The sequence below is a fragment of the Paenibacillus sp. USHLN196 genome (genome assembly GCF_037144955.1).
Lineage (GTDB): Bacteria > Bacillota > Bacilli > Paenibacillales > Paenibacillaceae > Paenibacillus > Paenibacillus xylanexedens_C.
Genome location: NZ_JBBCYH010000003.1, coordinates 593,363 through 605,011 on the forward strand (window position 1 = coordinate 593,363; position 11,649 = coordinate 605,011).

Genomic DNA, 11,649 nt, shown 5'->3' on the forward strand with positions numbered 1-11,649 from the left:
ATGCACATTCAGATGCAAAACATTCATAAGGCATTTGGCACCAATCAGGTGCTGAGCGGAGTGGATTTTGAACTAAAAGATGGTGAGGTTCATGCCTTGATGGGGGAGAATGGAGCCGGCAAATCCACATTGATGAACATTCTGATTGGTCTCCATCAGCGAGATCAGGGAACCATCACCATAGACGGTGAAGAAAACTATTTTGTAAGTCCGAAGGAAGCAGAGAAGCTGGGTATCACATTTATCCATCAGGAGCTGAACGTATGGCCTGAAATGACGGTGCTGGATAATCTATTCATCGGTAAAGAACTGACGTCATCCTTCGGATTGCTCAACACTAGACAGATGAAAGCGCTCGCCAAAGAACAGTTTGCGAAGCTTTCCGTAGACATTCCGCTCGAAAGTCCTGCTGGAGAGTGCTCCGTTGGGCAGCAACAGATGATCGAAATCGCAAAAGCACTCATGACGGATGCCAAGGTCATCATTATGGACGAACCAACGGCAGCTCTCACGGAGCGTGAGATACAGAAGCTGTTTGGTGTAATTACCTCGCTAAAGAAAAACGGAGTATCCATTGTGTATATTTCTCACCGCATGGAGGAGATATTCACGATCTGTGACCGGATTACCATTATGCGTGATGGCAGAACGGTAGACACCCAGCCCATTCCACAGACAAGCTTTGATGAAGTGGTGCGAAAAATGGTAGGTCGTGAACTTACGGAACGTTATCCCGTTCGGAAACCTTCTTATGGTGATGTCGTTCTGGAAGTAAGGAATGCAAGCAGCAAAGGGTTATTCGAGAATATCAACTTCACTGTAAGAGCAGGAGAAATACTCGGTTTCTCAGGACTTATGGGTTCTGGACGGACAGAGATTATGAGAACAATCTTCGGTTTGGATACGTTGGATAGCGGTGAAATCTTCATTCGTGGCAAAAAGGCGAACATCCGTAAACCGGCCGATGCCGTGAAACATGGTATTGGGTTTATCACAGAAGACCGCAAGGATGAGGGCCTGGTATTAGATTTCTCGATTCGCGAGAATATGGCGTTGCCGAATCTGTTCAGTTTCTCAAGCAGAGGCTTCATATCTGCTCCAAAAGAACAAGAATTCGTAGATACACTGATCAAACGTCTACAGATTAAAACACAATCCTCAGAAACGGCAGCAAGGAATCTGTCCGGGGGCAACCAGCAGAAGGTGGTTATCGCCAAATGGGTTGGGATCGGTCCAAGTGTACTAATTCTGGATGAACCTACTCGAGGAGTGGATGTCGGCGCGAAGCGAGAAATCTATGAATTGATGAATGAGCTGACAGACCGAGGTGTCGCCATCATCATGGTATCGTCAGAGCTGCCTGAAGTGCTTGGCATGAGTGACCGAATTGCGGTTGTACATGAAGGGCACATCAGCGGTGAGGTTTCGAGGGAAGAAGCAACACAAGAGAACATTATGACATTGGCCACAGGGGGACAGTGATATGACAACAATGCAGGAAAACAAAACGGCTAAAAGCGGCTTCCGTTTCTCAAATGTGATACAAAAATTGGGACCGCTACTCGGCTTGATCATTCTTATTCTCATCGTATCGGTGTTGAATCCAAGTTTCTTGGAACCGCTTAATATTTTGAATTTATTACGGCAAGTTTCGATTAATGCACTGATTGCCTTCGGTATGACGTTTGTTATCCTGACGGGCGGAATCGACTTGTCGGTCGGCTCGATCCTGGCTTTATCCAGTGCTTTTGTAGCGAATATGATGTTGTCCGGCCTGGATCCAATCTTGTCAATCATTATCGGTGTAGCGCTCGGTGGTGTCATGGGTATGGTGAACGGACTAATGATTACCAAAGGGAAAATGGCTCCGTTTATCGCTACACTCGCTACCATGACCATATTCAGGGGATTAACATTGGTGTACACGAATGGTAATCCAATTACAGGACTCGGCGATAATCTGTTGTTCCAACTGTTTGGCCGCGGTTACCTGCTGGGCATTCCGGTACCTGCGATCACCATGCTGATTACCTTCATGATTCTGTGGATTATTTTGCATAAAACGGCTTTTGGCCGCAAAACGTACGCTATTGGCGGTAATGAGAAAGCTTCCATTATCTCGGGTATCAAAGTAAATCGCGTGAAAATTATGATTTACTCCCTGACAGGTATGCTCGCTGCTCTGGCGGGTGCAATTCTGACATCGCGTTTGAACTCAGCACAACCAACAGCAGGCACATCCTATGAGCTGGATGCCATCGCAGCCGTTGTATTGGGTGGCACAAGCCTCGCTGGAGGACGCGGACGTATCGTCGGTACACTGATCGGTGTTCTGATTATCGGCGTATTGAATAACGGATTGAACTTGCTCGAAGTAAACTCCTTTTACCAAATGGTTGTGAAAGGCGTCGTAATTGCTATTGCTGTCCTGTTGGACCGCAAGAAAACAGCATAAGGAGAGAAGCGAATATGAAAAAGTGGACTTTAACACTCGTAAGCATGCTGATGATCATTGTTCTGGCTGGATGCTCTCTGGAGCCACCCGAATGGGCGAAACCTGACCCTTCCAAAAGTAATGGACAGAAGAAAATAGGTTTGTCGATATCAACACTCAATAATCCATTCTTCGTATCATTGAAGGACGGGGTAGTTGCTGAAGCTAAAAAACAAGGAGTACAGGTCATCGTGGTTGATGCCCAGAACGATTCTGCCAAACAAACGAATGATGTGGATGATCTCATTCAACAGGGAGTTAGTGCACTTCTGATTAACCCTGCAGACTCTGCAGCGATCTCTACAGCAGTTCAATCCGCTAACAGTGTGGGCATTCCCGTGATCACGCTGGATCGCTCCGCAGATAAAGGCGAAGTAGCGGCATTAGTGGCGTCTGATAATGTTAAGGGCGGACGTATGGCAGCAGAATACTTCGTGGAACAACTGGGTGAAGGAGCAAAAGTTATTGAACTTGAGGGTGTGCCTGGGGCTTCCGCAACAAGAGAGCGGGGTAAAGGCTTCCATGAAGTGGCTGACCAGAAACTCGATGTGGTTTCCAAACAGTCTGCTGATTTCGATCGGTCCAAAGGATTAAATGTCATGGAGAACCTGCTTCAGGGTAATCCTGACGTACAGGCTGTATTTGCTCATAATGACGAGATGGCACTTGGTGCGATTGAAGCGATCCAAAGCTCGGGTAAAGACATTCCGGTCATCGGATTTGACGGCAATGACGATGCAATCAAATCCATTCAGGATGGAAAGTTGACGGCTACGGTCGCTCAGCAGCCCGTACTGATTGGCGAATTGGCATTGCAAGCGGCTCTGGATGTGCTCAGTGGTAAGCAGGTGGAGCCATCGATCCCCGCTGAATTGAAACTGGTAACCAAGGAAAATGTGAACGAGTAAATCATCATAAAACATGTATCTTCGTTCTGGACATGGACATGAACATAGAACTAAACCAAGCCGCTAAATTAGCGGCTTTTTTCATTTCAGAAGAAGCGTGCGGGCATCACATCAATCAGATTATTGATTTTTAAAAGCATATTAAAGGTGCCCCAATTGAATTATAGTCCACTTTGTCATTTTGGACTGCTCAAAAAGAGCATTTTTGGATATGTATATCCAATCCATGCGTTGCTATACTAGCATGACGTTCCACACAGTCTTCACAATACAAAAGGAGGAGCTAATCTCATTGATTCATTCCTGTTCGGAATAGAAAGAAGGTGGCTGACATGAAACATCTAGTAGAACAAAATCTTCAAGCTGTAAGACAGCAAATGGCATTGGCCTGCCAGGCTTCAGGTCGCAACATTGAGGACATCAAGTTGTTGCTCGCGACCAAAACGGTACCGCTAGAGAAATTACAAATAGCTATTCAAGCAGGTGAGGTCCTGTTTGGAGAGAACAAAGCTCAAGAACTCCGAGACAAATTCCCACTCATGGAACAAAGCAAACAGGTGGAATGGCATTTTATCGGACATCTGCAAACAAATAAAGTAAAGGACGTTGTTAAATATGTTACTCTTATTCATTCCGTAGATCGTCTGAAACTGGGTCAAGCGTTACATAACCAGCTTCTCAAAGAGAATAAGACCTTAGACATTCTTGTGCAAATTAACACGTCCTACGAAGAAAGTAAATTTGGTGCCTCTCCAGAAACTGCCGTTGAGCTTGTAGAACAGTTAACTCAATTCGAAACGTTGAACGTGAAAGGCTTAATGACCATTGGAAAACTGAATGCGACAAACGAAGAAACGCGGCATTGCTTTCGTTTGTTAAACCGTATTCGCACTCAAATTAAAGAGAAAAACATCCCGCGTGTAGAAATGGATATTCTATCGATGGGTATGTCCGGTGACTTCCAGGTCGCTATTGAAGAAGGAGCTACATTGATACGTGTAGGAACAAGTGTATTTGGCCCACGCTATTTACCGGACGAATATTACTGGAATGAAAACACACGCATCGATGATTAAGTGAGAGGTAGTGTTAAATATGAAGACAGCATCCCCTTCGTTACGTGGTCGCGATCTGATCTCACCGGTTATCGCCGCTTTAATATCCGTAATTGTTAATTACGGGGGGACATTTATTCTTGTGTTTCAAGCTGCAAAAGTGGCTGGTTTAAGCCCGGAAATGACTGCTTCCTGGATTTGGTCCATCTCGATTGGGGTAGGAGTAACGGGGATCTGGCTCAGTTATCGATACAAGGAACCGATTATTACAGCCTGGTCTACACCGGGTGTGGCGTTTCTCGTTTCAGCATTAGCGGTAACCCCTTATCCAGAAGCTATTGGAGCTTACATGATTTCGGCAGTTGGATTTATTATTTTGGGTTGGTCAGGCATGTTTGAACGTTTCGTTCGACTGATTCCCCCAGGCATCGCCTCCGGATTGTTAGCAGGTATTCTGCTACAGTTTGGCATATCGGCCTTTGGAGGGGCGAAGGTTGATCCTTTGCTTGTTACTGTGCTGTTTGCAGCCTACATCGTGCTAAGAAGATTTACTTCCCGTTATGCCATTGTTGGTATATTGGCAATCGGTTTGATTTATTTGATTTGCATGGGGAAAACAGACTTCAGTACGATCCAATTGGCGGTCGCATCGCCTGTATTTGTTGTTCCAGCATTTTCGTTAAATGCTTTACTTGGGGTTGCGCTCCCGCTGTTCATTATTACCTTGACAGGGCAGTATATGCCCGGAATGCTTGTTTTGCGTAATGATGGATTCAAGACAAGTGCCAATCCCATTTTGGCCGTAACAGGTTTGGGTTCACTTCTTGCAGCTCCATTCGGATCACATGCTTTTAATGTGGCAGCTATTACAGCAGCGATTTGTACAGGAAAAGATGCACATGAAGATGCAACTAAACGGTATATAGCAGGTATTGCTTGTGGAATTTTTTATATTTTTGTCGGCATTTTTGGCGTAACATTGGCTGCTCTGTTTTTGATTCTTCCTGCTACTTTTATTGCAACATTAGCCGGACTAGCCTTACTCGGAACAATTGGGGGGAGTCTTGCGAATGCATTAACGGACCCTAAAGGACGTGAAACCGCATTGATAACATTTTTAGCGACAGCAGCGAATGTGACTTTACTTGGTGTCGGTGGTGCATTTTGGGGACTGTTTGCAGGAATGATGGCACATCTACTGATGAATAGCAAATTTCCCAAAAAACAATTTGGATCGAATAGATAACCGTAATATGGAGAGGAAGATGTTCATGAAACAATTGGAAAAGCAAGATAAAGTCGTGGCAAATGCTATCCAGCAAGAGCTTGGAAGACAGCGGGATACGATAGAATTGATTGCATCAGAGAATTTTGTAAGTCAAGCTGTGATGGAAGCAACCGGCTCAGTATTGACCAATAAATATGCGGAGGGGTATCCGGGCAGAAGATATTATGGCGGTTGTGAGCATGTAGATACAATCGAGGAGATAGCGAATCGCCGCCTTAAAGCACTTTTTGGCGCTGAACATGCGAATGTGCAGCCTCACTCCGGTTCTCAGGCCAACATGGCTGTGTATTTTGCCTCGGTTGAGATTGGTGACACAATACTTGGCATGAATCTATCCCAAGGTGGTCATCTAACACACGGAAGTCTTGTTAATTTTTCTGGGAGATTTTATAATTTTGTTCCATATGGTGTTGATGCACAAACAGGCCGCATTGACTTTGACGAAGTACGTAAACTGGCTTATAAGTATCGTCCACGCATGATCGTTGCAGGTGGAAGTGCATACCCGCGGACCATTGAGTTTGAATTATTCGCCCAAATTGCCGCCGAAGTGGGAGCCCTTTTCTTTGTAGATATGGCGCATATAGCCGGAATAGTTGCAGCAGGTTTGCATCCTAATCCGGTACCGCATGCCCATTTTGTTTCAACTACCACGCACAAGACTTTGCGAGGACCACGAGGGGGAGCCATTTTGTGTCGGGAGTCGTGGGCACAGGCGATCGATAAAGCTGTATTCCCGGGAACTCAGGGTGGGCCTTTCATGCATGTCATAGCAGGGAAGGCGGTGGCGTTAGGTGAGGCATTGCAATCCGATTTCACAACATATATTGAAGGTGTTCTGAATAACGCCAACGTATTGGCAGAAACTTTAATGAATGAAGGACTCACCCTTGTATCGGGTGGGACAGATAATCATATCGTGTTGGTTGACTTACGAACTATGGGCCTTACAGGCAAAGAAGCCGAAGCTTTACTTGATGAGGTGGGGATTACAGCGAATAAAAATGCAATCCCTCACGATACGGCAAGTCCTTTGGTCACGAGCGGTATTCGTTTTGGAACTCCGGCTATGACGTCAAGAGGACTTGGAGCCAGGGAAATGAAAGAAATCGGACAGCTTATAGGGGTGGCTTTCAAAAATCCCAAAAGTTTGAAGGTGAAAAATCAGATATTAGGTAGTGTCCGCGAAATCACTTCGCAATTTCCTCTATATGAAGGGCTTAAATAGTTCAACAGCAGACACATATAGAGCCTGCAATTGTTCCTGATGGATAACAATTGCAGGCTCTTATTTTGCTTGCTATGTTGAAACTTTCTTTTTTGAACAGGAGAGATATACCGTAAATAAGATTTAAGACACGCCCTAGTAAGCTATACCTACACGAGACTGTACATACTCATCAGACATTAATTGCTGATAAGCAAACTCCGCAGTATCGATTACAGATATAGAGGTTCCACCGTCAGGCAAATAGTCGCGCTCAACCCGGTACTTACCGAGAGATTCTCCATCAAATAAGTAGGTAGGACACACGATAGTCCATTCTAACTCTGAAGCTTTGAGAATGTTGTACATTTCTAGATGCTCCATTGCTGCGCGCGTTGATTTACGTTTGGATTCGGAGGATTGAAAACGAAGCAAGCCAGGATCGGTTCGACTTTCCAATATTCCTGCCGTACCAATGGTAATGATTCTTTTCATGCGCTCCTGAGCCATAGCTTCAACAATCAGTCTCATGGATTGCGATAATGTAGTCGTTCCATCGGTGCCCAAGGCACTAACAACGAGATCAGCCCCATGCATGGCGAGATGAATATCTTCTTTGACTAAAGCATTCCCTTGATGCAGAATGAAATTTTTATCACTAATTTGTACCTTCTCCGGGCTTCTAACCAGTGCGGTTACTTGATGATTGGAACGTAATGCATGAGAGACGAGATGACTTCCAACTCTCCCAGTGGCACCTAACACGGAAATTTTCAAAATACAATACTTCCTTTCAGACCGGATTGGCAAAAATGTCCTTCATTATAATAGAGTCTGTGCAAGGCGATGTATACCTTCCTCAATTCTATCCTCATCTACTTTCGCAAAACCTAATATCCATCCTTTTCGATTACTTTCCAGGCAATATTTACTAAGCGGGTATACGCGGACGCCTTGATCAAGGGCAGCGTTGGTCATCACTTCTTCGTCAAACGACGTTTCAGATTCAAGAAGCATATGCAATCCCGTTTCCACACCACTTAATGTAAATTGTGAACTTAGCCCAGAAGCTACAATGGCTTTGGTCATGACTTCGTGTCTGCGTCGATATATATTCCGAACTCTTCTCATATGGCGCATGAAATGACCTCGTTCAATAAAGTGAGTAAGCGTTAATTGTTCCATAATCGGCAGATGACGATACGTTAGTTCGTGCACTTGGGTAAGCCGATCAATAGCCTTTTTGGGTCCGATGATAGCGGATAGTCGAATGCCAGGCGCAACCATCTTGGAGAAACTCATCATATAAAGCGTATTCTGAGGTTGCTGACTGAAAATGGTCGGAAGTGGATCTCCGCGGTATCTAAATTCGCTATCGTAGTCATCCTCAACAATCCAATATCGATGATGAGCAGCCATATGCATTAATTGTTGCCTGCGGGGCTCCGACATAATAACGCCAACTGCGCATTGATGAGAAGGTGTGACGAATACGAGTTTAGTATCTGGGTGAATGCGATCTACACAGATTCCATACTCATCGACAGGAACGGGTTCAACCTGCATCCGTCGGTATTTCATCGCCATCCAAGCAGCAGGGAACCCGGGGTCCTCTACCGAAACTCTGTCTCCCTCACTTAAGAGTGCCTGAGCAATTAAATCAATGCTATGTTGTGCACCAGAGGTTAACAAGACTTGATCAACATCGATATGAATGCCTCGTTCAAGTGACAAATAACGTTGAATCTGCTCTCTTAAGGGCAGTAAACCTCTGGCATCGCCGTAGGCCCAAATATCCAGATTAGGTTCAGTGGAAGCCTGTATAAACGATTGCCTCCAGGATTTGGTGAAATTTTCATCTAGATAAGGCTCGTGGGGAGTAAAATCAATGTCTACTTTTCGGTTATCTCTATTGCCGAACCAACTGTGCAGCTGACCAATCGAATCGTTTAGTATAGGCAGCTCGGGAGGGATAGGTCCTTGGATCGCGACATCCTCCGATGAACGAGGCGCATATGTCCAATCACTAACCCTTGTCCCGGCCCGACGGGAGGTTACCGTATACCCTCTGCTGAATAGTTCCTCGTAGACAATTTGTATGGTTGATCGTGAAACGCCAATTAATTGCGCGAGTTCACGTGATGGAAGTAGCAATTCGCCCGGCGGCCATTTTCCGGTTGTAATATGTTGAATAGCTTGGTCAAGAAGTTGCTGCCAGATCGGGCGATGGTCATTGCGATTCACTTTTAGCATGGATTCAACTCCTGTAGTGATGCTGAGATTATGGATTGCATGTTCTTATGTAGTTATGGATGCTTCTGGCACTCCACTGAATACTATCATGGCAGAAGTTGAATTGGCAACAAAGCGAAGTAAAGACTGGATTGATATTTCCCGTGTAACGCACCTGCTTGGGTTGGTTCATACTCGGTTCATATTGAAGCAACAGACAGTTCATCTTCTTCGGTTACACTACTGGAGTACTACCACAGAGATTCCTAATTCATAGATAAGACAGGAGAAGATGAGATTGACACTGAAAAAACGAACTTCCATCGCCGCGATAACCTTGGTGTTCGCGATGATATCCCCTATGTCCGCCATGGCTGTATCCGCTACAAGTAACGGAAGTAATCTTACGTATGATCTGACCAAAAAGGCAGTAGTCGCGAAGGCCAAGGTACTTACTGAATCATACGCTACGACAAGTGTGCAATACGCGCTGATGGATGAGGGAGAGATTGTGATCTCCGGTCAGTTGGGCAAAAATGACCAGCAGAACAACATTCCACTTTCTTCTAATACAATGTATGGCATAGGTTCAACCAGCAAAATGGTGCTTACGGCTTCCGTAATGAAGCTAGTGGACCAAGGCGAGATCGATCTCGATGAGCCTGTAGTGAAGTATATTCCGGACTTTAAAATGAAAGATAAGCGTTACCAACAGATCACACCACGCATGCTGCTGAATCATTCATCCGGGCTTCTTGGAACGTCGAGTAATAGTGCAATACTGTTCGGGGACAAGGATACCTACGCACATGATACGTTACTGGAACAATTGGCGACGCAACATCTAAAGGCAGATCCTGGTGCATACTCGGTGTATAGCAATGATGGTTTTACCTTAGCTGAGATTCTGGTTGAGCGGGTCAGCGGCATGAGTTTCACCACTTTCATACACCGGTACATAACGGAACCTCTCGGTATGGACCATACCAAAACACCGCAGGACGATGTGAATCTTAGCCAGATGGCAGCAACATATTCCCCGTCGCATGCGGAGCATCTTCCCTTAGAGACTACAAACATGATAGCTTCCGGTGGCCTCTATTCCACCGCTGAAGACCTGGTTCAATTCTCGAAAATCTTCACAGGTGAGGTTGAAGGTGTTCTTTCACAGGAATCTGTAGAGGCTATGGAGCAAGAAGAATACAAGAGAGGTATGTGGCCGGAAGATGGCGATTCGTCCGTTGGCTATGGCTTGGGCTGGGATAGCGTAAACTTGTTTCCTTTTAATGATTATGGCATCCAGGCAGTAAGCAAAGGCGGCAATACGATAACCTATCATTCCTCATTGATTGTGCTTCCTGAATATAATATGGCTGCTGCCGTAACTTCTTCGGGAGGTCACAGCTCAACGGATCAATTGCTGGCAACCGAACTGTTGCTTGGCGCGCTCGAGGAGAAGAATATCATTCCGGATCGTAAGCCGGAGAAGTCACATGGCGCGCCTGTAAAAGCAACCATGCCGAAGGAACTTACACAGCATACAGGTATGTATGGCGGTGGTGCTAACATGTTAATGAACTTGGACATGAAAGATGACGGGCAATTAACCATGTCCAATCTGTCATCTCCTAACAGTCCTGATCAGACATACACGTATGTCGCTGATGGTTCTTTTGTTAATAACACAGGTACGGAAAAGTTGAAATTCGTTCAGGAAGTCAATGGAAACACATATTTGTGGTCTCGCTCGTATCAGTCCGTGCCGGGTCTTGGGCAGATCGCTTCCTCGGAATACAAGGCAGAAAAACTTGAAACTAACGAATTGGCTGAAGATGTAAAAGCCGCATGGCAGAAGCGGGAAGGCAAAGCCTATGTGTTGGTCAACGAAAAGTTCACATCAACATTGTATAACACAGCTATGCCGATGATTCCGATTCATACCTTCAACGAACTGCCGGGTTATGTATACACGAATAAAATCATTGGAGCGAACCAAGCCGTGAATCAATTGCAGATTCCTGGATTGGCGGGCCGTGACACGATGGAGTTCAATTTCTATGAGGAAAATGGCGTGGAATACGTTACAGCTGGAGGCAACGTCTATGCTGCTCAGGAAATTGTAAAACCGATCTATACAGGAAGACAGTCGAAGACAACCATTCCAGCGAATGGTCATGCTACATGGTTCTCGATTCCGGCATCCGTTGCAGGTAAAGAAATGACGGTCAAGATGTCTTCAAACAGCGCATTTGCTGTATACGACGAAGCGGGCGTAGGCATGAATCATACAGTGGTCAGTGGACAAAACGAAATTGTATTGCCTGAGAACGGAACCATTGTGTTTGCGGGTGAAGCTGGTTCGAAGTTTGAGATTGTATTGACAACCAGAGCGAATTAATAGAAAATAAAAAAACTGTACATCAAAAAGTCGCGGAAAACGCGGCTTTTTTGATTTCTTAAATTTT

Annotated in this window: 9 protein-coding genes; 7 read left to right on the plus strand and 2 right to left on the minus strand. The window is 45.2% G+C overall.

Going from position 1 to position 11,649, the window contains the following annotated elements; all coding sequences use genetic code 11:
- The 6 genes from WFI24_RS09380 to glyA all read left to right on the plus strand — a co-directional run bounded on the left by WFI24_RS09380 (window position 1) and on the right by glyA (window position 6,973).
- Window positions 1-1,482: a sugar ABC transporter ATP-binding protein gene (locus WFI24_RS09380; protein ID WP_336760290.1), complete on the plus strand. Its 1,482-nt coding sequence runs from the start codon at window positions 1-3 to the stop codon at window positions 1,480-1,482.
- 10 nt (window positions 1,483-1,492) lie between these two features.
- Entirely contained in the window at window positions 1,493-2,455 is a 963-nt protein-coding gene (locus tag WFI24_RS09385; RefSeq protein ID WP_442956207.1) for an ABC transporter permease subunit, read from the plus strand.
- A 14-nt stretch (window positions 2,456-2,469) separates the two neighbouring features.
- Window positions 2,470-3,402 carry a ribose ABC transporter substrate-binding protein RbsB gene (gene rbsB / locus WFI24_RS09390; RefSeq protein ID WP_145317294.1) on the plus strand — a complete coding sequence of 311 codons (933 nt, stop codon included), beginning with the start codon at window positions 2,470-2,472 and terminating at the stop codon, window positions 3,400-3,402.
- A gap of 332 nt (window positions 3,403-3,734) precedes the next feature.
- Complete coding sequence (locus WFI24_RS09395; protein ID WP_336760144.1) at window positions 3,735-4,478, plus strand: YggS family pyridoxal phosphate-dependent enzyme; 744 nt, start codon at window positions 3,735-3,737, stop codon at window positions 4,476-4,478.
- A 19-nt stretch (window positions 4,479-4,497) separates the two neighbouring features.
- Entirely contained in the window at window positions 4,498-5,703 is a 1,206-nt protein-coding gene (locus WFI24_RS09400) for a benzoate/H(+) symporter BenE family transporter (RefSeq protein WP_336760145.1), read from the plus strand.
- Between the two features lie 25 nt (window positions 5,704-5,728).
- A complete protein-coding gene (gene glyA, locus WFI24_RS09405; RefSeq protein ID WP_336760147.1) occupies window positions 5,729-6,973 on the plus strand; it encodes a serine hydroxymethyltransferase in 1,245 nt (414 codons plus the stop codon).
- Between the two features lie 135 nt (window positions 6,974-7,108).
- Here the strand turns inward: glyA and WFI24_RS09410 are convergent, their stop codons facing one another.
- Together WFI24_RS09410 and pdxR are read right to left on the minus strand one after the other, a co-directional pair.
- The gene (locus WFI24_RS09410; protein ID WP_336760149.1) at window positions 7,109-7,729 is read right to left on the minus strand and encodes an NAD(P)-dependent oxidoreductase; all 621 of its coding nucleotides are present in this window, start codon (window positions 7,727-7,729) and stop codon (window positions 7,109-7,111) included.
- A 45-nt stretch (window positions 7,730-7,774) separates the two neighbouring features.
- Window positions 7,775-9,205 carry a MocR-like pyridoxine biosynthesis transcription factor PdxR gene (gene pdxR, locus WFI24_RS09415; RefSeq protein ID WP_336760151.1) on the minus strand — a complete coding sequence of 477 codons (1,431 nt, stop codon included), beginning with the start codon at window positions 9,203-9,205 and terminating at the stop codon, window positions 7,775-7,777.
- Window positions 9,206-9,476: 271 nt separating this feature from the next.
- Between pdxR and WFI24_RS09420 the strand changes: the two genes are divergently transcribed.
- The gene (locus tag WFI24_RS09420) at window positions 9,477-11,582 is read left to right on the plus strand and encodes a serine hydrolase domain-containing protein (RefSeq protein WP_336760153.1); all 2,106 of its coding nucleotides are present in this window, start codon (window positions 9,477-9,479) and stop codon (window positions 11,580-11,582) included.
- Window positions 11,583-11,649 lie beyond the last annotated feature (67 nt).